This is a genomic window from Bremerella sp. TYQ1, assembly GCF_020150455.1.
GTDB classification, from domain to species: domain Bacteria; phylum Planctomycetota; class Planctomycetia; order Pirellulales; family Pirellulaceae; genus Bremerella; species Bremerella volcania_A.
Window position 1 is genome coordinate 225,846 of the sequence record NZ_CP083740.1, and the last position, 26,638, is coordinate 252,483.

At 55.0% G+C, this 26,638-nt stretch carries 21 protein-coding genes; 17 read left to right on the plus strand and 4 right to left on the minus strand.

Translation table 11 applies throughout. The features are described from left to right. Positions 1-36: 36 nt before the first annotated feature. Positions 37-1,245 (minus strand): hypothetical protein, encoded by a 1,209-nt coding sequence (locus tag LA756_RS00860; protein ID WP_224437996.1) that lies wholly within the window; start codon positions 1,243-1,245, stop codon positions 37-39. 321 nt (positions 1,246-1,566) lie between these two features. Between LA756_RS00860 and mch the strand changes: the two genes are divergently transcribed. The 15 genes from mch (at position 1,567) to LA756_RS00935 (ending at position 22,135) form a co-directional block, all read left to right on the plus strand. Beyond that, complete coding sequence (gene mch / locus LA756_RS00865) at positions 1,567-2,514, plus strand: methenyltetrahydromethanopterin cyclohydrolase (RefSeq protein WP_224437997.1); 948 nt, start codon at positions 1,567-1,569, stop codon at positions 2,512-2,514. Positions 2,515-2,521: 7 nt separating this feature from the next. Further along, entirely contained in the window at positions 2,522-3,424 is a 903-nt protein-coding gene (locus LA756_RS00870) for a RimK family alpha-L-glutamate ligase (protein WP_224437998.1), read from the plus strand. A gap of 40 nt (positions 3,425-3,464) precedes the next feature. Further along, on the plus strand, positions 3,465-5,153 hold the full coding sequence (locus LA756_RS00875) for a fatty acid CoA ligase family protein (protein ID WP_224437999.1): 1,689 nt from the start codon (positions 3,465-3,467) through the stop codon (positions 5,151-5,153). 107 nt (positions 5,154-5,260) lie between these two features. Beyond that, positions 5,261-6,220, plus strand: a complete 960-nt coding sequence (locus tag LA756_RS00880; protein WP_224438000.1) for an MJ0042-type zinc finger domain-containing protein — start codon at positions 5,261-5,263, stop codon at positions 6,218-6,220. A 30-nt stretch (positions 6,221-6,250) separates the two neighbouring features. After that, positions 6,251-7,246 carry an NAD-dependent epimerase/dehydratase family protein gene (locus LA756_RS00885; protein ID WP_224440451.1) on the plus strand — a complete coding sequence of 332 codons (996 nt, stop codon included), beginning with the start codon at positions 6,251-6,253 and terminating at the stop codon, positions 7,244-7,246. 64 nt (positions 7,247-7,310) lie between these two features. Continuing rightward, on the plus strand, positions 7,311-8,564 hold the full coding sequence (locus LA756_RS00890; RefSeq protein WP_224438001.1) for a beta-ketoacyl synthase: 1,254 nt from the start codon (positions 7,311-7,313) through the stop codon (positions 8,562-8,564). 28 nt (positions 8,565-8,592) lie between these two features. Beyond that, on the plus strand, positions 8,593-8,844 hold the full coding sequence (locus LA756_RS00895) for an acyl carrier protein (protein ID WP_144974242.1): 252 nt from the start codon (positions 8,593-8,595) through the stop codon (positions 8,842-8,844). Between the two features lie 192 nt (positions 8,845-9,036). Beyond that, positions 9,037-10,428 carry an NAD(P)/FAD-dependent oxidoreductase gene (locus LA756_RS00900; RefSeq protein ID WP_224438002.1) on the plus strand — a complete coding sequence of 464 codons (1,392 nt, stop codon included), beginning with the start codon at positions 9,037-9,039 and terminating at the stop codon, positions 10,426-10,428. Between the two features lie 122 nt (positions 10,429-10,550). Next, the gene (locus LA756_RS00905; RefSeq protein WP_224438003.1) at positions 10,551-12,002 is read left to right on the plus strand and encodes an NAD(P)/FAD-dependent oxidoreductase; all 1,452 of its coding nucleotides are present in this window, start codon (positions 10,551-10,553) and stop codon (positions 12,000-12,002) included. 13 nt (positions 12,003-12,015) lie between these two features. Next, positions 12,016-12,444 carry a 3-hydroxyacyl-ACP dehydratase FabZ gene (gene fabZ, locus LA756_RS00910; protein ID WP_224438004.1) on the plus strand — a complete coding sequence of 143 codons (429 nt, stop codon included), beginning with the start codon at positions 12,016-12,018 and terminating at the stop codon, positions 12,442-12,444. 138 nt (positions 12,445-12,582) lie between these two features. Beyond that, a complete protein-coding gene (locus LA756_RS00915; RefSeq protein ID WP_224438005.1) occupies positions 12,583-13,392 on the plus strand; it encodes an enoyl-ACP reductase in 810 nt (269 codons plus the stop codon). Positions 13,393-14,053: 661 nt separating this feature from the next. Beyond that, a complete protein-coding gene (locus LA756_RS00920) occupies positions 14,054-17,851 on the plus strand; it encodes an Ig-like domain-containing protein (protein ID WP_224438006.1) in 3,798 nt (1,265 codons plus the stop codon). A 239-nt stretch (positions 17,852-18,090) separates the two neighbouring features. Next, the gene (locus LA756_RS00925; RefSeq protein WP_224438007.1) at positions 18,091-19,959 is read left to right on the plus strand and encodes a sulfatase-like hydrolase/transferase; all 1,869 of its coding nucleotides are present in this window, start codon (positions 18,091-18,093) and stop codon (positions 19,957-19,959) included. Positions 19,960-20,052: 93 nt separating this feature from the next. Continuing rightward, the gene (locus tag LA756_RS00930) at positions 20,053-21,411 is read left to right on the plus strand and encodes an AI-2E family transporter (protein WP_224438008.1); all 1,359 of its coding nucleotides are present in this window, start codon (positions 20,053-20,055) and stop codon (positions 21,409-21,411) included. Between the two features lie 28 nt (positions 21,412-21,439). Beyond that, positions 21,440-22,135: a DUF2293 domain-containing protein gene (locus tag LA756_RS00935; protein ID WP_224440452.1), complete on the plus strand. Its 696-nt coding sequence runs from the start codon at positions 21,440-21,442 to the stop codon at positions 22,133-22,135. 5 nt (positions 22,136-22,140) lie between these two features. On the opposite strand, the gene LA756_RS00940 is transcribed toward LA756_RS00935, so the two are convergent. Together LA756_RS00940 and LA756_RS00945 are read right to left on the minus strand one after the other, a co-directional pair. After that, positions 22,141-22,872 carry a family 16 glycoside hydrolase gene (locus LA756_RS00940; protein ID WP_224438009.1) on the minus strand — a complete coding sequence of 244 codons (732 nt, stop codon included), beginning with the start codon at positions 22,870-22,872 and terminating at the stop codon, positions 22,141-22,143. Positions 22,873-22,878: 6 nt separating this feature from the next. After that, positions 22,879-24,216 carry a hypothetical protein gene (locus LA756_RS00945; protein WP_224438010.1) on the minus strand — a complete coding sequence of 446 codons (1,338 nt, stop codon included), beginning with the start codon at positions 24,214-24,216 and terminating at the stop codon, positions 22,879-22,881. A gap of 225 nt (positions 24,217-24,441) precedes the next feature. On the opposite strand from LA756_RS00945, the gene LA756_RS00950 reads away from it, so the two are divergent. Beyond that, positions 24,442-25,473 (plus strand): DUF1559 domain-containing protein, encoded by a 1,032-nt coding sequence (locus LA756_RS00950; RefSeq protein ID WP_224438011.1) that lies wholly within the window; start codon positions 24,442-24,444, stop codon positions 25,471-25,473. A 29-nt stretch (positions 25,474-25,502) separates the two neighbouring features. Beyond that, on the plus strand, positions 25,503-25,979 hold the full coding sequence (locus LA756_RS00955) for a carboxypeptidase-like regulatory domain-containing protein (RefSeq protein ID WP_224438012.1): 477 nt from the start codon (positions 25,503-25,505) through the stop codon (positions 25,977-25,979). 87 nt (positions 25,980-26,066) lie between these two features. Here the strand turns inward: LA756_RS00955 and LA756_RS00960 are convergent, their stop codons facing one another. Beyond that, positions 26,067-26,606: a CAP domain-containing protein gene (locus LA756_RS00960; protein WP_224438013.1), complete on the minus strand. Its 540-nt coding sequence runs from the start codon at positions 26,604-26,606 to the stop codon at positions 26,067-26,069. Positions 26,607-26,638 lie beyond the last annotated feature (32 nt).

A 26,638-nucleotide genomic window follows, 5' to 3' on the forward strand; every position in this document is an offset into this window, starting at 1 on the left:
GTTGCACCGTTTCCATTGGTGCTTAGCGAACGTGTTTTATTCGCTGTCGGCTTCGGACGATTCCTCTTCCGAGGCAGGCTCGTCAGCCGGTTTCGCTTCTTCCGCTGGCTCTTCGGCGGCAGGCTTATCTTCAGCAGGCTTGTCCTCGGCCGGTTTGTCTTCTGCCGGCTTTTCTTCGCTGGAAGCTTCTTCCTTGGCAGGTTCTTCTGGGGTTCCTGCAACAGGAGTCGCCATTTCTTCGATGGCTGGTTCCGCGGCTGGCTTCGCTTCTTCTTTCTTAGGTTCTTCGGTCATCGGTTCAGCAGGCGATTCCGGCTTGGCTTCTTCCATTGGCTTTTCGGCATTTGCTGCTTCTTCCTTTTCGGTGAAGGAGGAAGGCTTCGGTGCCGCATCGCCATCGCCACTGGCTCCATTCAGATCCATGCTAGGCGTGAAGAGCGGATCGGTTCCTGCGGCAGGGGTTGTGCCTGCACCACCAGCGGCCGGAGGATTGAACAAGCTGCCGGTGCCGGGGGCTTCCAGGTCCATGCCTGGCAGTCCGCCTTCCAGGGGAGCACGGTTTTCGCGTTCGACTTCCGCGGCTCGTGCGGCGAAGTCTTGATCGCGGTACCAGGCGTAAAAACCGTCAACACCCTGGTTGTCGAGACGCTTGATGCGTTCTTCGGCTGCGGTGGCCGTGTTGGTGTCTGGCCAGATCACGGTGATTTCTTCGTAGCTGGTCTTCGCTTTACCGAGCGATTCCTGCGTGGCTTGCAGCTCGTAAGCTTCGGCCATTCCCCACAGTGATTTGACTTTCAGGACAGGCAGGTCAGCGTTGTCGTAAACTTTCTGGAACGACTTCAGGGCTCGTTCGATATCGGCATTGGCCGACTGGGGATCGCTGAAAGCAACGTCGCTGGCTTGTGTCAGGTTTTGCTGACCATAGAAATACTCGGCCCACAGTGCCGGTCGCGAAGTGCCGTATTCTTCCGCGAGCGTCGCGAATTCTTGAGCGACTTCCTGACGTTTAACGTCGTCTTCGCCAACGCGGAACGATTCGTCCAGGGTGGTGTAGATCGAGTTCCACTCTTCATCTTTGATCTCGCCACTGCTGGTTTGCAGGACGACGTAGCCGACGAAGCCCAGCACGACAGCCAGCGTGATGCCACCAATCAAAGTGGCGTGTGGCTTGGCCTGTTCGAAGACGCCTTCGAGAAAGTGGGCCAGGGAATTCTCTTGAATTTCGTGCCGACGTTCCGACTTCATCGCTGATCAACGCTTTAAGAGGGGGGCCTGCGAGAAACGCAATCGCAGCACGATTTGCTACTAAAGCGTTTCGTATAAAATGCTTACAAACAAGCGGCTAAGTATAGGAGAACGCGGCAAAAAGCGTCAATAGCACTGCGGCCATCGCCTGGGGGGCGTCATTGCGGCGTTTAGGAAAGCGGGGGATGATGGGGGCGACGCGGGCATTCGGTTTTCCGAACCCCCTTTTCAGTAAGATGGAGACGAACACTTGTGCCGATTTGTGCTTCTTATTGAAAACCGAACACCGAAACCTGAAAACCCATCTCCTGGAGATTCATTTTGGAATTGAACCAACGCGCCCATGGCTTGGTGCAGCCGATTATTGAGACGCCTCGCGAAATTGGGGCGGAACTTGTGCAGATGGCGTGCGGAGCGAAAGTGCTCGATCTGGGCGTTACGGCGGGAAAAGGGGGACTGGAAGCAGGGCGGCAGCTGGCTGAAATCTGCCTGGCAGGGCTCGGAGAGGTCTCCTTTTCGGTAGCCGATGCGCCAGGGACGCGGACGTTTGTGAATGTCTGTACCGATCGACCGGAGCTCGCGTGCATTGCCTCGCAATACGCTGGCTGGCAGATTAAGACCGACAATTTCTTCGGAATGGGCTCGGGGCCGATGCGCGTGAAAGCGGCCAAAGAACCAGTCATCCAGGAAATGAACCTGACCGACGACTACCCCGTGGCGGTTGGTGTGTTGGAAACGTCGCAGCTTCCTGGCGATGAAGTTTGCCAGAAAATTGCCGCCGATTGCCAGGTCGACCCGAAAAAGTTAGTCCTTCTGGCCGCTCGTACGGCCAGCATTGCCGGGCATGTGCAAGTGGTTGCACGAAGTGTCGAGACCTGTTTGCATAAGCTGCACGAGCTGAAGTTCGATCTATCGAAGATCGCCAGCGGTTTCGGAGCGGCCCCCCTTCCACCCATCGCCGCGGATGATGTTGTCGGGATTGGTCGTACGAACGATGCGATTCTTTATGGCGGCACGGTCACGTTGTGGGTGAATGAAACGTCCGAGCGATTGCGCGAGTTTGGCGAGAAATTGCCCAGCAACACCTCTTCCATGTATGGCCAGCCGTTCGAGAAAATTTTGCGTGACGCCAAGTTCGACTTCTACCAGATCGATCCGCTGCTGTTCAGTCCGGCCGAAGTGTGCCTGGTCAGTTTGCAGGACGGAAAGTCGACCATCTTTGGCGAGCGAAACATCGACGTATTAGCCACTTCTTTCGGACAGGGCTAACGCCGCGATGACGCAAACCAAGCGGCTGCCACGAATCGGCGTGCTGGCCAACGCCGACAGTTGGTACTTTCACGATCTCGAGCGAGCCGGCCGCGGTTTGGCGAACGTCGAGCGGTTGGAGTTCTCGGCGCTGCAGTCGCGAATCGGCGGCCGCGAGTCAATTTCGGCGGACTCGGTGCTGAGCGATCGCTTCGATGCGGTGATTGTCCGCACGATGCCGCCTGGTTCGCTGGAGCAAGTCGTGTTTCGGATGGATGCACTTGCGGCGCTCGAGCGGCAAGGGGTTCTCATCGTCAATCGGCCGAAGTCAATGGAAATGGCGATCGACAAATATCTTTCCCTCTCTCGCCTGGCCGAAGCAGGCTTCCGAGTCCCGGAAACCCACGTCTGTCAGACCTGGCAAGATGCTATGACCGCCTTCGAGCAGTTGGGGCCATCGGTCGTGGTGAAGCCGATCTTCGGCGGAGAAGGGCGGGGCATTCTCCGCGTGGACGATGCCGACTTGGCACATCGTGTTTTCAAGACGCTGCAGCAGCTGGGACAAGTTATTTACTTGCAAAAGTTCATTTCCCATCCGGGCTACGATCTGCGGGTGATGGTGCTTGGTCGGCAAATGTGGGGAATGCGGCGAACGGCCGAGGATGGCTGGCGAACCAATCTCAGCCGAGGAGCCAACGCGACACCGGAGCCCATTCCAGGCGAAGTCGCTGAGGTGGCACTCAGAGCGGTCGAAACGTTAGATCTGACGATCGCCGGACTCGACTTCCTGCCAGATGGACAAGGGGGCTGGTATTTACTGGAGGCGAATGCTGTACCAGGATGGAAAGGCCTTTCGTCGGCATGCGAAATCGACGTGGCAGCGAAATTGATCGAATACGTGATCGCGGACGTGAAGCGAAGGACTGCCTGACTGGGACTAAGGTTGGGGCTTGATACCGGAAACAAAATCAATGGCCGATGGCACGATGACATCTCCTGTTTTCAATGTCGGTTTGCTGCTGGATGAAGTGGCGCGGACGCAACCGGATGGGACGGCAATTGCGGTGGCGGGAAAGCGGGACGCCCAGGGAAAACGGCAATACGATACGATCTCGTTTGCCCAGTTAGCCAAAGACAGTACGGTGATCGCCGCAGGTCTCGCGAAGATGGGCGTGACGCCAGGGACGCGGATGGCGTTGATGGTGAAGCCTGGGATCGATTTCGTGTCGCTTGTGTTTGCCCTGTACAAAGTGGGAGCGATCAGCATTTTGATTGACCCCGGCATGGGCAAGAAGAACGTGCTTTCCTGCTTGGATCAAGTTAAGCCAGAAGGCTTCGTCGCGATTCCGATCGTGCATGCGATTCGCAAATTGTGTGGTCGACGTTACCGTGATGCAAAACTGAACGTGACCGCCGGACGGAAGTGGTTCTGGGGCGGGGCAACCGTGGAAGAACTTCGTCGAACCGATGTGGGCGACTTCCAACCGTTTCAAGCAACCGCCGATGACAAAGCGGCTATCATCTTCACATCCGGCAGCACCGGACCGCCCAAGGGGGTTGAGTTTCGGCACGAAGGCTTTCGCCGGCAGGTAGAGTTCATTCAAGAGCGTTACGCGATCGAACCCGGCGACGTCGATGTGCAGGGGTTTCCGCTGTTTGGTTTGTTTAACAGCGCGATGGGGGTGACGTCGGTCATTCCTGAAATGGATTTCAGCCGACCGGCGACGGTGGACCCGAGAAATATCTTGGAAGCGGTGACTGACTGGGAAGCAACGCAGTCGTTCGCATCGCCCGCGGTTTGGAATTCCGTGGGGCAGTTCTGCGAGCGAGAAAACCTGTGGATGCCGTCGCTGAAAAGGGTGTTGTCGGCCGGGGCTCCGGTTCCTCCGCATGTGCTAAAGCGGATGAAGAAAGCGGCTCCGAATGCGGAAATGTATACCCCTTATGGAGCGACCGAAGCACTTCCGGTGGCTTCGATTTCGGCGAGCGAAGTGCTGGGCGAAACGATCGAGCGGTCCAACGAAGGGGGCGGTACTTGCGTGGGGTCTCGATTTAGCAGCATCGATTGGCAGGTCATCGCCATTTCGGATGAAGCGATCGAAACCGTGGAACAAGTTCAGCCGCTACCCCGTGGCGAGATTGGCGAACTGATCGTTCGTGGGCCGGTGATTACGCGGCGTTATGCGACCAGCGACGAAGCGACGCGGATGTCGAAGATTGTCGACGGCGACGCGGTATGGCATCGGATGGGGGACGTCGGTTATCTCGACACGCAAGATCGGTTCTGGTTTTGCGGTCGCAAGTCGCACCGACTCGAGACGGCCGAAGGGCCGATGTTTACGATTCCGGTTGAATCGATCTTCAACACGCACGAAAAGATCTTCCGCAGTGCGCTGGTGGGCATCGGCCAGCGGGGCGAGCAAATGCCGGTGGTGATCGTTCAGCCCTGGCCGGGGATGTACCCCGACACGCCACAAGAGATTGACCAACTGCTGGACGAACTGCGTGAGATCGGCAATAAAAATGCCCTGACGCAGCGAATAGACCATTTCCTGCTGCACCCGAATTTTCCGGTCGATGTGCGGCATAACTCGAAGATTTTCCGCGAAAAACTCACCGTTTGGGCGGAAGAGCGGTTAGAGACGATGGCCGCACATTAAGTTTCGTTGCGATCGTTTTTCCTACCGTGGCCGGCGAATCCCTCACCCTTCGAGGGAGGCGCAACCCGAAGAAGTTCTCGTCTGACGATTCAAGGCAATTTGTTCCTATGCATCTCAAGTGCCCTCATTGTTCGACTGTTCTCAATGTGACTAGCCCGGCGGGGACTCAGGTTCAGTGCCCGACGTGCCAGGGGGTGTTTGTGGTGCCTCAAGTGACGCCGCAACCGGCCGCACCGCAGGTCGGTCCGGTGATCACGCCCAAGACACCGGGTAGCAAGCCACCCAAAAAGAAGGCCCCTGCCAATGCCAATCAGGCCGATGGTACAGAGGGAGCCGAGGGAGAAGAAGAACTTGAAGGACGCGAGATCCCCTGGGACTTGATCTTGAAGATCACCAAAGTGGTGGTGATTCCGATGTGCCTGGCGGTGGTGCTGTTCTTGGTTCTCGTAGGAGCCGGGATTCTGGAAATTGGCTCTGACGAAATCGTCGACGATACCCCGTACGTGAACGATGGCGTTGCCAACAGTGGCAATCAGATTCAAGACGTCATGGAAGCAGGCGAGAAGGGGGATATCTACGTAAAGTGGATCCCCGCGAAGAACTCGGCCACCATGCAAGGCTTCAAAGTCAAAGTAAACCACGTCGACTGGGGCGAAGTCCGCGGCCGCGACGAGGCTGGCGAACTGGTCACCTCCAATGGCCGGCCGTACATGAATGTCTATTTGGAACTGGCCAACCGCTCGGATAAGACATTCCAGTTCAAAAGCTGGTATGGCAACGAATTCACCACGCAAAACGGCGCGATTCGTACTGCCCAGCTTTCCGATGACGACAAGAACATGTACTATCCCCTCAAGTTTGACGATCTTGCCGACCTGAAATGGTGGACCCCGAGCAAGACGTTTGATCCGCTGGAGGAAGGGACCGATTGCATCGTGTTCGATGTTCCGGAAGATTTCGACCCGAATAAAGTCGAGAACTTGTACTTGGACCTGCCTGGCGAAGCGGTCGGACAAAGTGGGTCTTACCGGTTTAAGATCCCGAAGTCCATGATTCAGGGTCTCTAACGAGATTCGCATCCGGAGCCAGTCTTGAGCGTGCTAGTTACCGGCGGAGGGGGATTCCTTGGCCGATACATCGTCGAGCAGTTATTAATGCACGGCGAACAGGTGCGCGTTCTCGGACGCAGCCGCTATCCTGAGCTGGAAAAGCTGAACGTCGAGTGCGTTCAGGGCGATCTTCGCGAGCGAGCGGACGTTGAGAAAGCGGTCAAAGGCTGTGAAGTCGTCTATCATGTCGCCGCGCTGGCAGGTATCTGGGGCCGCTGGAAAGATTATCACGGCATCAACGTCCTCGGCACGCAGAACGTGATTGATGCCTGCTTGGCTTGGAACGTCGAACGCCTGGTTTACTGCAGCAGCCCCAGCGTGACGTTCAACGGAACCGATCAAAAAGGTGTCGATGAATCGGCCGCGTACCCCGAGACATGGCTGGCTCACTATCCCCATTCTAAAGCGCTCGGAGAGCAAGCGGTCTTAGCGGCTCATCGGCCTGGCACCCTTGCTACATGTGCATTGAGGCCCCATCTGATTTGGGGACCACGCGATCAGCACCTCATTCCGCGATTGATCGAGCGCGCGAAGACAGGCAAGCTGCGTATTGTCGGCGATGGCAAAAATCTGGTCGACATGGTCTTTGTCGAGAATGCCGCGGCGGCGCATGTGCAAGCGGCGAGTGCACTTGCCAGCGATCCGGAGAAGGCCGGCGGTAAGGCCTATTTCATCACGCAAGGGGCTCCCGTTCGGTTATGGGACTGGATTAACGAGATTTTGGCGCTCGACGGACAGCCCCCCGTCCGAAAACAGGTTTCGGCAAACGTTGCCTATTATGCGGGTGCGGTCATGGAATCGGCCTACAAAATGATCGGTCGGATGAACGAAGAACCCCGCATGACACGCTTCCTCGCGCGGCAGTTGGCGACGCATCATTATTTCGATATCTCTGCTGCCAGACACGACTTGGGGTATTCGCCTAAAGTCTCGACCGAAGAGGGGATGCGGCGATTGGGCGACGAATTGGCTTCTCGCAGGTGACTTGTCAAGGTTCCAGGGAATCGGTAGCTTGAACGGTTTCCGTTAAATTGCCGAGGATGGGCAAATGATTGCCACCGCCGAACAACTACCTGACTCGCAGCGCATCGTCATCACGGGCATCGGTCTGACCGCCCCGAATGGCAATTCGTATGCCGAGTACCGAGCCGCGCTGCTCGAAGGGAAGAGCGGTGTGCAGGACTACGAAATCCGCTACGTCGGCGAAACGCTCGCAGGTATCTGCGACTACGAAGCAACGCGTTACCAAAAGAAGCGCGAAATCCGCCGAGGCACGCGAGCCGGAAGTATCGGCATTTACTGCGCCGGCGAAGCGATTGCCGATAGCGGTATCGACTGGGAAAACGTCGATAAAACGATGGTCGGCGTCTATATCGGCGTGACCGAGCATGGCAATGTCGAGACGGAAAACGAAGTCTACAACATCAAGGGTTACGACTACGATACGTCGTTTTGGTCGCACCACCATAACCCTCGCACGGTTGCCAATAATCCGGCCGGCGAAATCTGTCTAACGCATGGTATCGTCGGGCCGCACTACACCATTGGGGCCGCATGTGCCGCGGGAAATGCCGGACTGATCCAAGGGGCCCAGATGCTGCGTCTGGGGGAATGCGACTTGGCTTTGGCTGGCGGCGTATCGGAAAGCATTCAAACGTTCGGCATCTTCGCAGGCTTCAAAAGCCAGGGCGCTTTGGCCCATCACGACGACCCCACGAAGGCTTCACGCCCTTTTGATACCCAGCGAAATGGCATTGTCGTTTCGGAAGGGGGCTGCCTTTATACGCTGGAGCGGTTATCGGATGCGAAGGCTCGCGGTGCTAAGATCTACGGAGAACTGGTCGGCTACGCGATGAACACCGACGCGACCGACTTCGTGCTGCCCAACCCAGAACGTCAGGTGCAGTGCATGAATCTCGCCCTCAAGCGAGCCGGCATGAACGCCACCGACATCGATATTGTCAGCACGCACGCGACCGGCACAACGCTGGGCGATCAGCAGGAATGTACTGCGATTCGCGACGTGTTTGGCAAAAGTGAAACGACGTTCATCAACAATACAAAAAGTTTCATCGGTCACGCGATGGGAGCGGCTGGGGCATTGGAACTAGCCGGCAACTTGCCTGCGTTTGAGGATGGCGTGTGTCATGCCACGATCAACGTAGACGATTTGGACCCTGAATGTGCCATCGACGGTTTGGTTTTAAATCAACCGCGGGAACTCGGAAAAGCTCAGACCATTCTGAATAACTCGTTCGGAATGCTGGGCATTAACTCAGTAGTAATCATCAAGAAGCTGTAAAGCACACGGTTGAAGGAGCCAGATCGGGATGACGCCAGCGGAAATCCGTGAAGAAATTTTGGACATTTTGCGAGACATCGCTCCGGATGACGACATCACGGATATCGACGACGATAAGCCCTTTCGCGACCAGCTAGAGCTGGACAGCATGGACTTCCTGGACATCGTCATGGAACTCCGCAAGCGGCACCGTGTGCAGATTCCGGAAGAAGAGTATCCGGAACTCGCCTCGATGAGCAGCACCGTGGCGTACCTCGAACCGAAGATGAAGGACTTGTAACGCGCCGCGTTACGACTCCTTACGTCCCTTCTCCCTCCCCGGGGAGAAGGTGCCCGAAGGGCGGATGAGGGGGCGATTCAGGCACACGCCTGGTCGGTCTCATCGCCAACGCAAAGAACCCCTCACCCTAACCCTCTCCCCTCGGGGGCGAGGGGACCCGATTCGGATGCCTCCAAGGATATTCTCGTCACAATGTACGACACGATCATCATCGGCGCAGGCATGTCCGGGCTGGCGGCCGGGATTCGTTTGGCCTATTTCGGTCAGAATGTCTGCATCCTCGAGCGGCACAACACGATTGGCGGCTTGAACTCTTTCTATCGCATGGCCGGACGCGACTTCGACGTCGGTTTGCACGCGGTGACCAACTTCACGCAAAAGGGCGAGAAGAAAGGTCCCCTCGGCCGATTGCTTCGACAATTGCGATTCAAGTGGGACGAGTTCGCGCTTTGTCCCCAGTTGGGGTCGAAGGTGATGTTCCCTGGCGTCGAACTGAAATTCGACAACGACATTGAGCTCTTGCGAAGTGAGATCGCCCAGCGTTTTCCGAAACAGGCCGACAATTTCGATCGCCTCCGCGGGCAGATCATGGATTACGACGACATCACGCCGGACAACTATTCCGGTTCGGCTCGGACGCGGTTGGCGGAAATCATCACTGATCCGCTGCTGATCGAGATGCTGCTTTGCCCGCTTATGTGGTATGGCAATGCTCGTGAGAAGGACATGGATTGGGGCCAGTTCTGTATCATGTTCCGCAGCATTTACATGGAAGGCTTCGCGCGTCCGCTGAAGGGTGTGCGGCTGCTGCTGAAGAACCTGGTCAAGAAGTTTCGCAGCTTAGGGGGCGAACTAAAACTGCGAACTGGCGTTTCTTCATTGAAGATCGAAGATGGCCAGTGCGTCGGCGTAACGCTGGACGATGGAACGGAATTGATGGGCCGCAAAGTGGTTTCTTCCGCCGGCTGGTGGGAAACGATGCGGATGTGCGAGGAAGGCATCAAGCCTCCGGCGAGCGAGCCAGGACGTTTGAGCTTTGTGGAAACCATCTCGGTCATCAAAAAACAACCGGTCGAAGTTGGCTACGACTCGACAATCGTCTTCTTTAACGACACGAACCAGTTTCACTGGCAAAAGCCGGAAGACGATTTGTGCGATGTGCGAACCGGAGTGATTTGTTCGCCCAATAACTTCGACTATCAAGATGGGGCGAACCTCGACGAAGGATTCCTGCGCGTTACCGCGCTGGCCAATTACGACCGCTGGGTGGACTTGCCGGAAGAGCGTTATCGCTTCGAGAAAAACCGCTGGTACGACTTAATCAGCGACAGCGTCGTGCGGTTCATCCCAGAGTTTCGCCGGCATGTGGTGGCGGTCGATATGTTCACGCCAAAGACAATTCATCGCTATACCTGGCACAAAAATGGTGCCGTATATGGTGCCCCGGAAAAGCACCTCGACGGCACCACGCACTTGGAAAACCTTTATATTTGTGGAACCGATCAAGGCTACGTCGGGATCATTGGTTCCATCATGAGCGGTGTATCGGTCGCCAACCGATATTGCCTGCAAGACGCTGGCTAACCCAAACAGATGTAGGGTGCGTCTCGATGCACGTCTACGACAACGCCGTAGCCAGCTGAATACCGAACATTTGGTGCGTCAAGACGCACCCTACGAGACGACAGACGAGTAACAGGTAGATCATGCCGAAAGATTTTCTGAAAGATACGCAGGACGAATATGACGTTGTCGTCATTGGAAGTGGCCTGGCAGGGCTAACGGCGGCGAATACGTTGGCTCGTCAAGGACGAAGCGTGCTGCTCTGCGAACAGCATTATAAACTTGGTGGCATGGCCACTTGGTTCAAGCGACCTGGCGGGCACATCTTCGACATCTCGCTGCACGGTTTCCCAATCGGGATGATCAAAAGCTGCAAGCGTTATTGGACGCGTGAGATCGCCGATTCGATCGTGCAGTTGAAAAACATTCGCTTCGACAACCCTATGTTCTCGCTGTCGACGACGTTCAATCGTGACGACTTCACGAAGTTGTTGATCACTGAGTTCAAGCTGCCGGAAGAAACAGTTAAAGCGTTCTTTGACACCGCACGCGGCATGAATTTCTACGATGATCAGGGGACGACGACGAAGGAGCTCTTCGAGAAGTTCTTTCCCGGCCGCGAAGATGTCGTGCGTCTATTGATGGAGCCGATCACCTATGCCAACGGTTCGACGCTGGAAGATCCCGCGATCAGTTACGGGATTGTCTTCTCGAACTTCATGAGCAAAGGGGTGTTCACCTTCCAAGGGGGAACCGATCGCCTGATCACGTTGATGCATGAAGACTTGATCAAGTCAGGCGTCGATGTTCGCATCAACGTGGATGTCGAGAAGATCAATCTCGAAAACGGCAAAGTCCGAAGCATCACTGCCAACGGGAAGACGATCAAGTGCAAGTCGATTGTCTCGAACTCGAACCTTAAGCTGACCATCTTCGACTTGGTGGGCGAGCAGCACTTCGATAAGAAGTTCATCGAAGATGCCAAGGAGGTTCGTCTGAACAACTCGAGCACGCAAGTCTACATTGCCATGAAGCCAGACGAGCAGATCCCGGAAGAAACCGGCGACTTGCTCTTCAGCAGCACGGCCCCTGCGTTCCGCACCGATCTGCTGCTCAGCCGAGACATCACCAGTCGTACGTATTCGTTCTATTATCCGCATACTCGACCAGAGGGGCGGCCACGATCGTTGGTCGTTTCCAGTACAAACGCACGGTTTGAAGACTGGGCGAACTTGTCGGAAGAAGAATATAAAGCGAGCAAAGACGATCTCGCCGAAACGACGCTCGATGCGTTGGAAAAATACGTTCCGAACGTGCGCGAGCGGATCGATCATGTCGAAGTTTCGACGCCGAAGACGTTCCAGCGATACACCAAGCATGCCCTCGGTTCCAGTTTCGGTACGAAGTTTGAGGGGCTTTCCGTCAGCCGAGCGATTCCGGAGCAGATCCCCGGTTTGTACCATGCCGGAAGTGTAGGCATCATCATGTCAGGCTGGCTCGGGGCAATTAACTACGGCGTGATTGTCTCGAACGATGTCGACTCGTACATCATGAAGGCTTCGTCCGGATCGCAACTGGCGGATAGCACCAAGTAACGCAGGAGCAAGCATGTCGAAAGTTTCCATTGAAGAAGCCATTCCGCACCGTGGCCCGATGCTGTTGGTGGATGAAGTCGTTGAGCAGACCGAAGAGCATATCGTCTGCCGCAAAACGTTTACGCCGGACGAGTATTTCTTCCAAGGGCATTACCCTGACTATCCGCTCGTACCGGGCGTGATCTTGTGTGAAGCCACGATGCAGGCCGGAGCCATTTTGCTCTCCAAGTTCGTGGTCGATGGGGAAGGAGTGCCTGTCGCGACACGTTTGAACGATGTGAAGTTCAAAAAAATGGTCCGCCCCGGCGACACGATCGAGATGAACGTGCAACTGAACGAACGCATGGCTGACGCGTTCTTCATGACCGGAAAAGTAACCGTCGATGGCAAGCTGACCATGCGGTTCGACTTCGCTTGCACCGTGGCGAAGATGGAAATGTAGGGTCCGCTGCGCGGACGCCGTAAGTTGTTTTCAACTTCGAAAGCACTTTTGATCCGCTTGTGGCTCCGATCCATTGACTCACCCATCTTTTTCCCCGCTTCTAACCGTTAACTGCGTCCGCACAGCGGACCCTACGCAATGACCGACTTTCTCAAGCTTTCCGGCAAGAACATCGTGGTAACCGGGGTCGCGAATCGTAAGAGCGTGGCCTGGCATATTGCCAAGACATTGGAAGAGGCCGGGGCGAACGTGTTGTACGTAGTACGTAGCGAAGCTCGGAAAGAGTCGACGGCCAAGCTGCTCGCCGGTCGGCAGGTTTATGTCTGTGATGTTGAGTTTCAAGAACAGATCGACAAACTCCGATACGATTTAGCCGCGGAAAATGTCACCATCGATGGTCTGGTTCATTCGATGGCATTTGCGGACTACTCGGAAGGGATGAAGCCGTTTCACGAAACAACCAAAAAGCAGTTTCTGCAGGCAGTCGATATCTCCTGTTTCTCGCTGGTGAATCTATCCAACGCACTGAAAGAACGGTTTGCCAAGGACGCATCAGTCGTTACGATTTCGATCTCGACGACAAGGATGGCGAGCGAGAACTATGGCTTTATGGCCCCCATCAAAGCGGCACTTGATTCGTCGTTAGCTTTCTTAACCAAAAGCTTCAGTAGCTTTTCCAGCGTGCGATTTAACGCCGTTGGTCCGAGCCTGCTGAAAACGTCTGCTTCCGCAGGCATTCCTGGGTATGTCGACGCGTATCTTTACGCAGAACAGGTCATTCCTCGCAAGAGTGCTGTCACCACGCAGGAAGCTGCCGACGTGGCCGTATTCCTGTTAAGCCCTCGATCAAGCGGTATTCAGGCTCAGAACATCGCCGTCGATGCCGGGATGAGCATCAACTACTTCGATAAAGACGTCATCTCCGGTGTCTTGAAGCAAGATTCTTAAAACAGCCATCGCGCGTACCGATGCCAATCGCGTCGCGTTCGTTATCTATTAGGTAAAGAATAGGCTGTCCTGCGCGGAGATTGCCGAGGCTGCGTCCGCAGCGTGTTCCAGTTCGGTTTGATGTGCTGCGCCTTGCTGCTGGCACCCTGAAAACGTGGAATCTCCAGCTGTAGATTCTCTATTTTTAGGCAGTTCCCACCCTAGTGGTTACCGCGACTTCACCATCGGCGGTCCTGCTATCACTGGACAGTTGGAATCGGCAACGGAAACTTGAGCCTAATTTTCAAGATTTCCTTCATGCTATCTGAATGCATCAACGCTTACCATCTTGTTGATAAGCAATAGATATCAACGTGTTGATAAACTAGGTGGTAAGTGTTCAAGAGTACGGGCGGCGACTGGACTTACGTCGAATTTAATTTTTGCGCGAACCGTTTGAGTGAAAAGCTTCTGTTGATGGGTGAGCCTCGTTTGCATCGAGGCATAACGATCGCTCGGCAATTCTTGCCGCAGCTTTGATAACGCTATCGGTGCTGAAAGTTCCACAAAAAGATTTTCGACGGTGGAACTTTCTCAAGTCGAACGCACAATGCCACTCGTAACCGGTCACGCATGGGAGCGTGGTCGAAATGATTGCCCATCTGAAAAACGGAGATTCTCAATGCGGTTCAAACGCCCCAAGTTTCAATCTTCTCTCGGGGAACAACTGGAAGATCGCAGTATGTTGAGTGGAACTCCGCTGGACTTGGATTTGTCAGCGGTTCCCACGCAGACCGTGTTCGCCGGCGAGACACTGAGCTTTAACCTCGGTGAACTTGGCGCTACGGTCAGCGAAGGGGAAGATGGGCCAAGGATGGTCATGTTTCAGCTCGATCCTGATGGAGACGAGCGGCCTGACGGAATGTCGATGACATTCTCAGGCGATTTTCAGTGGACCCCCACTGCCGAGCAAGAAGGACTTTACAGCGTTAAAATTATCGCTGTTGAAAATGGTCAGCCTTCCAGTGTTGATGTCGAAGAGATGATGATCGACGTTCGCGTCGGTCGCCCTGTCGTTGACCTCAACGGTGAAGATCAAGACGGCATCGACTTCGACGCCGTGTTCCAAGTCGGACATGGTCCGGTCAGTGTCGTCGACAGCGACTTGACTGTTTCGGACGAAAACGACGACATGATTCAGTCGGCGAAAGTCACTTTGACGAACCCGCTGGATGGTGCCGAAGAATCGCTTTCGATCGACGTAGAAGGAACGAATATCACCGTCGAATATGCCGATGGTTCGATTCTGTTGAGCGGTGAAGACACCGCCGAAAACTACGCCAACGTCCTGAAAACCCTCACCTACAACAACACCAACGCTGATGCGGATCCAACTTCGCGTCTCGTGGAAATCTCTGTGAGCGACGGGGAGTACGAAAGTCAAGTCGCCACAAGCACCATCGCGGTGAACCATGCTCCGGATCTGCTGCCGATTTCGGATCAGACGGTCGAAGCCGGCCAGAGCGAAGAGTTCCTTATTACCGCGACCGACAAGAACGAGAGTGACGAACTGTTTCTCTTGCTGGATGTCGAAACGCCTGACTACGTGACGCTGACCCAGGAAGCGGGTACTCGCGAAGCGACCCTGTCGATCGCACCCGGTGCGGACGTGGAAGCTGGCGAATACACCATCCGCGTGTTGGCGGTCGATCAGTACGGCTTGGCCGACGCTCAGTACTTCACGTTGACGATCGAAGAAGCGGTGAACTCGGCTCCAACGATCAGCCCGATCGACGATCAATCGATCGATCAGGACACGCCAACCGATCCTCTCGCGTTCAGCATTGGTGATGCCGAAACGGCTCCGGAAGATCTGACCGTTAGCATCGAGTCGGACAACGAAGCGTTAGTCGACGCCGCTGGCATTGTCATGACCGGCGAAGGAGCCGATCGTGAGTTGGTCGTTACGCCCCTGGCTGGTGCGACTGGTACCGCCAATATCACCATTACCGTGAGCGACGGTGAAGAAACGGTCACCGAGTCGTTCCTGTTGACGGTGAACGAAGTGGTCGTTGAGAACACGGCTCCGACTGTTTCCGAAGTCGAAGACGTAGCGATCGATCAGGATACCGCGACGGAACCACTTGCGTTTGTCGTCGGTGATGCCGAATCGGCTGCCGAAGATTTGGTTGTCAGCGTCGAATCGGACAATCCTGCGTTGGTCGAAGCCGCTGGCATGATCCTCGCAGGTGACGGTGCCGACAAGACTTTGGTCGTCACGCCACTGGCCGGTGCAACTGGGACCGCCACGATCACCATCAGCGTGAGCGATGGGGAAGAAACGACGACCGAATCGTTTGTTCTGACCGTCAATGAAGTGGTTGCCGGTAACACAGCTCCGACCGTTTCCGAAGTCGAAGACGTTGCGATCGATCAAGACACGGCCACCGAGCCACTGGCATTCACCGTTGGTGACGCCGAATCGGCTGCCGAAGACTTGGTCGTTAGTGTTGAATCGGACAACGCCGCGTTGGTCGATGCAGCCGGTATCATACTGACCGGTGACGGTGCCGACAAAACGTTGGTCGTTACGCCACTGGCAGGTGCGACTGGTTCGGCCACGATCACCATCAGTGTGAGCGACGGCGAAGAAACGACGACCGAATCGTTTGTTCTGACCGTCAATGAAGTGGTCGCCGGCAACACGGCTCCAACCATTTCAGTGGTGGAAGATCAAGAGATTGATCAAGACTCGGCTACCGAGCCGCTCGCTTTCACCGTAGGTGATGCGGAATCGGCTGCGGAAGACCTGGTTGTTAGCGTCGAATCGGACAACCCTGCGTTGGTTGATGCCGCTGGGCTGATCATCGCTGGCGATGGTGCCGACAAGACTTTGGTGGTTACCCCGCTCGCAGGTGCTACTGGCACCGCAACGATTACCCTTAGCGTGAGCGATGGTGAAGAAACCACCACCGAATCGTTCGTGCTGACGGTGACCGAACTCGTGGGGGAGAACACTGCCCCGACGATCAGTGCGGTGGAGGATCAGACGATCGACCAGGACACGGCGACTGCCCCCCTCGAGTTTTCCGTTTCCGATGCTGAGTCGGCCGTGGAAGATTTGGTGGTTAGCGTTGAATCGGACAACCCAGCGTTGGTTGATGCCGCAGGCATCATTCTGACCGGCGAAGGTGCCGATAAGACGTTGGTTGTCACCCCGCTGGCTGGTGCGACTGGTTCGGCCAACATCACCATCACGGTAAGTGACGGCGAAGAAACGACCACGGAGTCCTTCCTACTGACTGTCAACGAAGTGGTGCTGAGCCCGATCGCGGAAGCCGATAGCTTCGCCACGGACGCCAACACGCCACTGGATGTCGAAGCCAATGGTGTGCTGGGTAACGACACCGGCGACTCGCTGGGCGTGACCGCCGTTAACGGTGATGCCGCAAATGTGGGTGCCGCTGTCGAACTTGATTCTGGAGCCTCGGTCACGATCAATGCCGATGGTAGCCTGAGCTTCGATCCGACCGGTAAGTACGATGCTTTGGCGGATGGTGAGACGGCTGTCGAAACGGTTTCGTACACCACCACCGACGCATTGGATGGGACTGCTTCGGCTGACGTCGAAATCACCATCACCGGTGTGAATGACGCTCCTGTTGCGGAAGATGATGCATTCGCTACCGAATCGGACACCGCTTTGACGCTCGCCGTCTCTGGGGTGATCACCAACGATAGCGATGTCGACAATGGCGACACGATGACCGTTTCCGCGGTGAATGGTGACGCAGCCAACGTCGGTCAATCGATCGCACTCGATGGTGGTGGTCTGCTGACACTGAACGCGGACGGAAGCATGACCTTCGATCCGAATGGTGAATTCGAGGGACTAACCGAACCGGCCACCGTTGAATTCGGTTACACCGTTTCGGATGCCCTTGGTCTGACTTCGGATGCAACGGTCACCATCACGGTTTCCGCACCAAGTGGTGTCGAAAATGAAAACGCCGCTCCGATTAACTCGGTGCCAGGCGAGCAGTCGACCGATTCGGCAACTCCGATCGTCTTTGATGACGCCAACGGAAATGCGATCTCGGTTTCCGATCCTGATGCCGCTGACTCGATGGTGGAAGTGACCATCACCGTGGACAGTGGTTTGCTGACGCTTTCTAACGGTTTCGAGAGCAATCGTCACAAGCTGTTGGGTTCGATCGATCAGATCAACTCGCTGCTGACCGGTTTGGTTTACACGCCAGACTCGGCCTTCGAAGGAACGGCCACGCTGACGATTGTTACCGACGATCTGGGTAACACCGGTTTCGGTGGTGCCAAAGCAGACGCCGATAGCATCCTGATCGCAGTTTCGGCTGCGGCCGTCAGTGGTGTTGATGGCGAACCGGAAGGGGAAGGCATCGACGTCATCGCAGAGGATGATGAAGAAATCGACGATCTCTTCAATCCTTGCGACATTGCGTAGTTAAATCCACGGCTGTAGGGCAGCGATGCCCGGCCACATTTGGAATCTTTAGCGAGGGCGTCCTGGAAACGGGACGCCCTCTTTTTTGCGCTTAATTGCATGCGAAAATCTAGCAATTTCAGATGCTGCCGTGCTCGCGGCGAATGAATGACAAACGCTTTGGGAGAAGTTAATATAGAAGCCAACTGTTCCGCGCACTCTTAATTTCCCACCCCAATCCTCCGAGAGTGACCTCCATCATGCGATCTCTGCTGCTACTTTCCGCGACTCTTCTGGCCATGTTGCCCAGCACCTTGTTGGCTGCCGACGAGAACGCCCACGACCTACCGAATATTTTGTGGATCACCAGCGAAGACAATGGTCCCGAACTTGGCTGTTACGGCGATGACTACGCCGACTCGCCAAACATTGATTCCATTGCCGCTAAAGGCATGCGGTACAAACGAGCCTGGTCGAATGCCCCAGTGTGTGCCCCGGCCCGAACGACAATTATCTCTGGCATTTATCCCCCAGCACTTGGGGCTGAGCATATGCGAAGCCAGACCGTGTTGCCGGACGGTTTCCACATGTTCCCTTATTACCTGCACGAAGCTGGGTATTACTGCACGAACAACTCGAAGGAAGACTATAACCTGGCCAAGGAAGGTTTCGTCTGGGATCAGTCCAACGGTAAAGCGCACTGGCGCGGTCGCAAGGACGGACAACCGTTCTTTGCCGTGTTTAACTTCACGACCAGCCATGAAAGCCAATTGCGTAAGCGACCTCATACGGCGGTGCACGATCCGGCCGGCGTCCGAGTTCCTGCGTATCATCCCGACACGCCTGAAGTTCGCCGCGACTGGGCCCAGTACTACGACAAGATTACCGAAATGGATCGTCAGGTCGGTCGCGTCTTGGCTCAGCTGAAAGAAGATGGCCTGGAGGAGAACACCATCGTTTTCTACTACGGCGACCATGGTAGCGGTATGCCCCGCAGCAAGCGATGGCCGTACGATTCTGGCCTGCACGTTCCCATGATTGTGCATGTTCCCGAGAAGTATAAGAAGCTTGCCCCCAAGGAATATGAAGTCGGCGGAGAGTCGGAACGACTTGTCAGCTTCGTCGATCTTGCTCCGACAGTGCTAAGCCTCGCCGGAATTGAGCCGAAGGACTGGATGCAAGGACATGCATTCATGGGCGAATATGAAACAACGCCACCGAAGTATATGTTCGGATTCCGCGGTCGCATGGACGAGCGTTACGACATGGTTCGCACGGTGACCGATGGCCAGTTCGTTTACATTCGCAATTACATGCCGCATAAGATCTACGGCCAACACATCGATTACATGTTCCAGACCCCAACCACCAAGGTTTGGAAGCAGATGTACGACAATGGCAAGCTGAATGAAGCGCAAAGCCACTTCTGGGAAGAAAAGCCGTCGGAAGAACTTTACGAACTGGCGAGCGATCCGGATGAAGTCCGTAACTTGGCGGATGATCCAAAGTTCGCCGGCAAGCGAAAGGAATTGGGAACCGCTGTTCTGGAATGGCAGAGGGAAATTCGCGATATCGGTTTCTTGCCGGAAGAAGAGATCCACTCGCGACGAGGAAAATCAGCACCCTATGAACTAGGTCATAATGCGTCGTTGTACGATTTAGACGCCATTATGGAGACTGCATTGTTGGCCTCGGCTCGAGAATCCAAATCGCTGCCGAAGATCATCGAACAGCTTCAAGCAGACGATAGTGCGGTTCGCTACTGGGCGGCGTTAGGCCTGCTGATGCAGAAAGAAGCAGCGGTCGATCAGGCCCGGAAGCAACTTCGTGCAGCGTTAAACGACAAATCACCCAACGTTCGCTGTATCGTCGCGGAGGCATTGGGTTGCTACGGCAATGAAGAAGATGTGAAGCTGGCCCTGGAAACGCTCGGGAATTTGGCTGATCCAACCGAGAATGGTGTCTACGTCTCGATGCTGGCACTCAATTCGATCGATGCCATGGACGAAAAAGCAAAGCCGTTGGCAGCCGTTCTGGCAAAGCTGCCCGACGGGGCGAAGCAGGCCCCGCCACGCACCGGCGGCTACGTGCCGAGATTGCTGCAAGATTTGAACAAAGAGCTGAACTAAGAATCGTCTCCTTTCATCCCATTGCACGCCGGGGCATGTCGCGGGGATAATAGACCGCGACACCGGCGAGTTTTGGGAAACAGGGGAGAATCGATGAATCAGGAAGGACTGTCCGTCAAGAAGCTGACGGAAGAGCAATCCTGGCTTCAAACCGGCGCACTTTTGGTGCTAGCGTTTATCGCGTTCTCGTTCGGGCTGATGTATGCCCGAGCGGTTCTCGTGCCGTTCACGCTGGCTTTGTTTCTTAATTATCTCGTTGCGCCGATCGTCGACTTTCAGATGATCCGTCTGAAGTTCAGTAAGTTCATCTCGGTCACGCTGGCACTGCTGTTCGTGGTGCTCGTGCTTGTCCTGATGAGCTTTCTTGCCACGACGATCATTCAAAACGTCACCACTGTAGCCAACGACAAAACCTTCATGGCGAAGCTTGAGCATCGCTTGGAGGGCCCGCTCGAGGCGGCATCAAAGCTGATGGACCGAATCAGCGGTACCGAAGAGGGCGAACCGGCTCCCTTCGAGGCCACTCCGGCAATTAATCCGGAAGAGTCAGAAGACGATGCTTCTACCGAAGAGTCGCCGGCCGAAACGATTGTGGAAGGAGTGGTCGACGAACCTCTCGACGAGTCCGATGATGCGGACACGCCGATCGACTCGGGGGAAGAGCCAACTGAATCGGAAGAAGAGCTACCTCAAGAAGAAGCAGCCGACGATGCGTTGGTGACCGAGCCGGAATCTTCCAACCCGGCTGTCGCCGTGAAAAAAGAGGTCAATCGTACTCAGCAACTCTTTCGCACTTTGATGACCCAGATTCGGCAAGAGGCTCCACAACTGGCAACCCAAGCCGGAGCGACGCTGCTGAACATGATCAGCAGCACGGTACTTACCGCGATTTTTGTTGGCTTCATGTTAGCAGGGCGAGATCCTTACAAAGTCTCGAAAGGGATCTATGCCGAAATCGACCGCAACGTGCGGAAGTACATTGCTACCAAGTTCTTTATCTCCGCACTTACTGGGCTGTTGGTGTGGGGCTGCTTGTCAATGATCGGAATGCAGTTCGCATCGATGTTTGGCTTGATCGCATTTTGTTTGAATTTCATCCCATCGATCGGATCGATTATTGCCACGTTACTTCCCATCCCGATTGCGATCGTTCAGTTCGATTCGGTGTTGATGATTACGCTGGCGATTGTTCTGCCTGGCGCGGTCCAGATGACGATGGGCAACGTGATTGAGCCCAAGATTATGGGCGATGGCCTCCAGCTTCATCCTGCTACTATTTTGTTGGCACTTGCCTTCTTTGGGATGCTGTGGGGACCGGTCGGTATGTTGTTGGCCGCACCGATCACCGCGAGTGTGCGAATCGTGTTGATGCGATTCAAAACGACGCAGCCGATTGGAAGGCTGATGGCAGGTACGCTTCCGGAAGAAGACGACCATCTGCACCACATTTAACAGGCCGCGGTGCGCGCCTGATTGCTGAATATTCGAAAGGAGTTCGATGTCTGAGACGATCTATTCGCCTGGCCCGAGGGAGCGGACCGTCCGTGACCCAAGCGGAAATGTTCGTGCGGTCCCCAGCGGTTGGACGCTTCTTCCCCCAGGCGATGCTGGATTGACGCGGCGAGTCAAAGCGGCAGGGGAATACTGGGTCGTCAAGGAAAAGAAAGGACGTCGTATGTTTTCGCGTGGTGTCTGGGCACCGCAAGAAACGATCTCACGCCTTCAAACAGAACTGACCGCCGAGCGATCAACCGACGCGTACGCGAAAAAACAAAAAGCGGCGGCAGTACGCCGTGAAAAGCAACAGGAAGAATATGTCGAGGACTTCTTTGGGGCGGTAGTTGCTTTCCTCGATTTTCACCCTGAATACGACCATCTGGCAAAGCAGTTCGCCCAGGCGGTCACCACACACGCGACACCTGTGGGGAGCGGTACCGTAGCGCGGACGAAACGAATTCCAATCGAGCGACGCGCGGAATCCGCGGTGATTGCATGGATGCGTCATCAAACCACCGCTTACGACACGATGAAGATCCCTCGCGTCAAAGGGAAACGTCGTGAAGTCCGTCGTATGTTGGCCCAGCGGTCGAAAGAGCTGCTGCAGCAATACCGCCGCGGACACGAGATTTCCAGTAGTTGCCCGCTGCGGATGGCATTGAAAAAGAATGCGGCCTAGCGCCGTTACTTTGCTTTCCAGATCTTCACGTCATCGACCCAGGCTTCTTTGGCAACCGCTAAAGAAATGTGGCGTTTAGTAGGATGAGCAATGCCTTCGGACTTGAGTTCGCCAGTTCGCTTGCCATCAATGGAAACCACCATCGTGTCGCCTACAATCTGGATTTGAAGATCGTGCCAAGTGTCAGGCTGAAGCTTCAGGGGCGTAGCGACCGTCTTGGTCTTGAGAAGTTCGGCGAGTTTTGGAGAAGGCTTGCCTGCTTTCAATTGCTCGCGGATCTTCAAGTCCATTCGACCGGTCTTCGAGTCGTTAATGGTCACGCGATTAAGAGAGACGCGCGCGACGCAAAGATGGCCGGCGTGGACCGTTTTTAGTTCCTTGTCCGCGAAGTCGACGCCCAGCTGATCTCCTTTTCCGAGTCGAAATCGTAACTGAACGGTTCCGTCTTGAAAGTCGACAGGATGAAACACCGCGACGCCATGATCGGCGGTCGGATAACGCGTGATGTGGATCGCGCCATCTTTCAAATCGACTTGTTGATTGCCGTTGGCACGCCATCGACTGTTGGTTGTCCAGCCTCGTCCAACTTCTTCTTTGCCGGGTACCGATTCATCGCGGTCAAAGGAATCGGAGAATTGCAACTCGCCTAGTTCGCTGGTGGTTTTCGATTCGGTCGCGAAAACGGATTGCGAGAAAAGGAACATAATACAAAGCAGGGCAGGGAGGCGGCACAACATGACGGACTACTCGATGGGATTTGCAGTGAAGACAATGCGATAGGATTTCTTAGGATCGCATGTTTTGGGCCTGGGGAAAAGAATAAAGTCGTCCGTAATCACCGGAGCGAACTGAACTCCCTCTTCCACTTGGACGTTTGTCACGCGTCTTGGCAGAAATGCAATGAACGGACGCCCGCCTCGCTGAGAGCCGTTGCTGTTGACGGTGTCGAAACTTTCCTCGCCCTTTAGGGGAGTGATGGTGAAAGTGTACGTGCCGTCTGATTCTTCCAGGGACTGTTCGTACCAAAGCGGGCCATCTGCCATTTTCGCTTCCCAGGCCGGATCGCCGTAAAACGCAACCGTGTCACGATCGTAAGCGAGCCCGCGAAGATCACGCTGGGGTGTTGCAGGGTCGTTCAGTCGATTCAGCAACGCATGATGGTTCGCTAAAAAGGCTTCTTGATAGGTATACCTGCCTGGCTGCTCGACAAAGTAATCGAGCATGCCCCAGCCGCCATAGCCAAACCATGTTGGAACGGTGTACCCAATCATTTGCTTAACGCCGGCCGAATTCATCCAGGCCACTGCCATCGCATCGGGGCTGTCGATATGCCCCATCAAGCAATTGCCAATTGGCATATAGACCTTCGCATTGTCGGAATCGACAGGGTACTCTTTTTGTTGAGTATCGAATCCATAGAGCTGACCATCGCGGCAACGAAAGTATCCATTTCGGTAGCGGAAGCCGATTTGCCAGTCTCTTTCGGTGGCATGACCCGACGCAACGAATAGATCGGCATGGTAGTCATTCAGCGTGGAAACAAGAGCTGCCGTTGTGTCGTCTGGGCCTTCTAGCTCTTGGGCCTGCTCTCCAGGCAGCTTTCGGACGTGCCGATTCTTCTGCAACTCGTCATACCACATTCCCTCGACACAGGACGTCAATTCGATATCCGTACCTGAGGCGACTTTGCGAATTGTCAACGGTTCTTCGTGCTGAGCAATCGACAGGGCATTGGCCGCATCGTATCCCGTTAGAATTCCCCAACGTGTGTCGGTGTAAACGTCGTCGTCAAGTTCGCGCGTCAGTTGATGAACCGCCGCAACAAACTTTCGACCAGCTTCCGCAGGCGTCGCAACAAAGCAAGTGAATTTAGGAAAGTGATTCCGAAGGGCTGGCAGTACTTCCTTAGGCGATTCTTCGAATGTCACGACGGTCGCGTCATGCTTTTTCACTAAAGTGTCAACTACGGTTTTCCATTTGACATCTTGGTACGTTTGCGACGAAGTAACGACGACGTAATCAGAAGCCAGCAATGATGAGGAAAGACATAGAACAATCAAAAACGCGAGATATCTAGGCATTGAATCGCTTTAAGAAAGTGAAATTCGGAATCAGCACTCTTGGTATATCGCTTGAGCGTTCCCCCCGCAAGGTTTTTCAGCGCCAGAACTAAAAACGGTGAACACGACTTGTTTTCTATTGGCAAATCGGGGCAGTAAATGAAATAATCCCGTTAGAGGTCATCAGTGGCCCCTTTCGTGTTGCTTATCTTTGTTTAGTTCTATATACCTCGAAAGTACGGAAAAATGTTAGGCGCTTCTCGAAGCCGATCTGGCTTCACCCTTGTGGAATTGCTGGTGGTGATCGCCATCATCGGCGTGTTAATTGCCCTGTTATTGCCGGCTGTACAGCAGGCCCGTGAAGCAGCACGGCGAATGAGTTGCTCAAACAATCTAAAGCAGCTTGGCATTGCATTGCACAACTATCACGACACCTTCAACGCGTTGCCTGCACGTCAGGCGGGACCAGGTTGGTCGGGGAACGGGGACCAGTATTCAAGACGGCACAGCGCGTTTGTTAGTCTGCTTCCGTTCATCGAGCAGTCGGCCCGATACGATCAGATTGAGGCCGCCAGAAGGCATGCTTGGCATGGCGATGCGAATTCTGGCTATGTCGGCGAAATTGATGCATTCATCTGCCCTTCGGATGGACTTTACTCGCCCACTGGAGCGGACCGAAATGCTCAGTACTCACCATTGAACTATGGCTTGTGCATGGGGGATAACTTCAGCTTCACTTCGCCGTCCGATATCACCCAGCCCGAAACGAATGTCCGAGGCATCTTCGGGTACCTGATCTACTCTCGATTTCGTGACATCACCGATGGATTAAGCAACACGATGGCGATGTCGGAAACGATTGTTGCTCCATCGTCGGATCAACTTGGCCGTGCAGTTGGCTCTTCGACGAACGATCCGCTTGCTTGCCGTGCGTATTTAACGGGAGTGAATTACACCTCGGGTTCGCTTGTTGCTCAGTACCGTTGTCATGGACAGCGTTGGCAAGATGGTCGACCAGGATACTGCGCGATCACGACGGTGCTTCCGCCCAACAGCGCGACATGCAGTTCGCAGGCAGGTGGCGGTCTCTATACTGCTTCCAGTCGACACCCGGGCGGCGTGCTTTCGATGTTCGCTGACGGATCGGTGCGATTCGTTCCAGAAACGATCGATACCGGAAATCTTTCCTTGTCGCCGGTAACAAGTGGCGTAAGCCCTTACGGCGTCTGGGGAGCAATCGGTTCGATGGCCGGTGGCGAAACGAATACCTCTCTATAACTTGTTATTAAACTTGGGAGGTTGTTCTGATGACCTATTCATTTCGCCATAGCTTGGCCATGCTGATCTTGCTCGTTGCGACGGGACTGTTTCTCGGCTGTAGTAGTAAAGCGATCGACAAGTGGACTCGCGGGCGACCGCCGGTGTATCCTGCGACGGGCCAAATTACCTACAACGGAAAACCGGTCGCCGAGGCGGTCGTGACATTTCAGCCGGTCGATGAGGCTGGAAGAGGTGGTTCAGCGGTTACCGATTCGGAAGGTTTCTTCGAGGCGCAAACGTTTGATCCCGGCGATGGTTTGACCGTCGGTACGCACCGTGTTGCCGTTCATAAAGTGCAATTGGTCGACGCGAGCGGCAACGTTGTGACCGAGATCCGTGAGCCAGGCGGATTACGAGAGAAGAGTCTCGTGCCGAAGCGGTACGCGAACTTCGAGAAATCCAAACTAGAGGTTACGATCGAAGAAGACGAAAACGATTTAGGGGTGCTCGACCTGAAGGACTAATGTCCGTTTCGAAGACCTACAAAAAGAATGGCACCGATGTGCGGGCATCGGTGCCATTCTCATTTCTTGTTCTGTGTATCGGGAAAACTAGTTTCCAAAAACACCAACCCAGTAGGCCGTACCATTTCGACTGATGGCATAACCGTAGCCCACTTCACGAGCGCCGCTTAGCAGGATGGCTCGGTGGCCGGGGCTGTTGAGCCAACCGTTGAAGCAATCGGGAATGCTGGTTGAGCCGTACAGAATAATCTCGCCATAGGGTGACCCAGGGTAGTGGTGACGTCGTGCACGTGAGACGAAACCACCATTCACTGAATGGCTGAATTGTCCGGTCCGAGCCATGTACCAGGCATGGTCTTGAGCCGCTTTGGTCAATTCCGGGCTGATTCGCTGTGCTGGTAGCTGGTACCGAGCACGCACTTCGTTGGAATGACGCCACATCCGCACCAAAGTCGGATGCTTATGCAGAAAGTCGTCGGCAGGCTTCTCGGCTGCTGCCTTCTTGGTTTCCACTTCCTTCTTTTCTTCGACGTCTTTCTTCGGCTGAGGATCCGAAGACTCTGGGGCTGCGACAAGTGAGCCGGCCAATACCAACGTCAGAAGAAGGGCGAGGGGGAATCGGGTCATAGGAGAATCAACCTCCGTGGGCGGGAAATGAA

What these genes read in the sequence shown, in the direction of transcription:
- LA756_RS00930 (WP_224438008.1), top strand. Translation starts at nt 20,053, where the DNA reads ATGAATCAGGAAGGACTGTCCGTCAAGAAGCTGACGGAAGAGCAATCC.
- LA756_RS00895 (WP_144974242.1), top strand. Translation starts at nt 8,593, where the DNA reads ATGACGCCAGCGGAAATCCGTGAAGAAATTTTGGACATTTTGCGAGAC.
- LA756_RS00875 (WP_224437999.1), top strand. Translation starts at nt 3,465, where the DNA reads ATGGCCGATGGCACGATGACATCTCCTGTTTTCAATGTCGGTTTGCTG.
- LA756_RS00945 (WP_224438010.1), bottom strand. Translation starts at nt 24,216, where the DNA reads ATGCCTAGATATCTCGCGTTTTTGATTGTTCTATGTCTTTCCTCATCA.
- LA756_RS00960 (WP_224438013.1), bottom strand. Translation starts at nt 26,606, where the DNA reads ATGACCCGATTCCCCCTCGCCCTTCTTCTGACGTTGGTATTGGCCGGC.
- LA756_RS00900 (WP_224438002.1), top strand. Translation starts at nt 9,037, where the DNA reads ATGTACGACACGATCATCATCGGCGCAGGCATGTCCGGGCTGGCGGCC.
- LA756_RS00880 (WP_224438000.1), top strand. Translation starts at nt 5,261, where the DNA reads ATGCATCTCAAGTGCCCTCATTGTTCGACTGTTCTCAATGTGACTAGC.
- LA756_RS00890 (WP_224438001.1), top strand. Translation starts at nt 7,311, where the DNA reads ATGATTGCCACCGCCGAACAACTACCTGACTCGCAGCGCATCGTCATC.
- fabZ (WP_224438004.1), top strand. Translation starts at nt 12,016, where the DNA reads ATGTCGAAAGTTTCCATTGAAGAAGCCATTCCGCACCGTGGCCCGATG.
- LA756_RS00940 (WP_224438009.1), bottom strand. Translation starts at nt 22,872, where the DNA reads ATGTTGTGCCGCCTCCCTGCCCTGCTTTGTATTATGTTCCTTTTCTCG.
- LA756_RS00925 (WP_224438007.1), top strand. Translation starts at nt 18,091, where the DNA reads ATGCGATCTCTGCTGCTACTTTCCGCGACTCTTCTGGCCATGTTGCCC.
- LA756_RS00870 (WP_224437998.1), top strand. Translation starts at nt 2,522, where the DNA reads ATGACGCAAACCAAGCGGCTGCCACGAATCGGCGTGCTGGCCAACGCC.
- LA756_RS00920 (WP_224438006.1), top strand. Translation starts at nt 14,054, where the DNA reads ATGCGGTTCAAACGCCCCAAGTTTCAATCTTCTCTCGGGGAACAACTG.
- LA756_RS00955 (WP_224438012.1), top strand. Translation starts at nt 25,503, where the DNA reads ATGACCTATTCATTTCGCCATAGCTTGGCCATGCTGATCTTGCTCGTT.
- LA756_RS00950 (WP_224438011.1), top strand. Translation starts at nt 24,442, where the DNA reads ATGTTAGGCGCTTCTCGAAGCCGATCTGGCTTCACCCTTGTGGAATTG.
- LA756_RS00860 (WP_224437996.1), bottom strand. Translation starts at nt 1,245, where the DNA reads ATGAAGTCGGAACGTCGGCACGAAATTCAAGAGAATTCCCTGGCCCAC.
- LA756_RS00905 (WP_224438003.1), top strand. Translation starts at nt 10,551, where the DNA reads ATGCCGAAAGATTTTCTGAAAGATACGCAGGACGAATATGACGTTGTC.
- LA756_RS00915 (WP_224438005.1), top strand. Translation starts at nt 12,583, where the DNA reads ATGACCGACTTTCTCAAGCTTTCCGGCAAGAACATCGTGGTAACCGGG.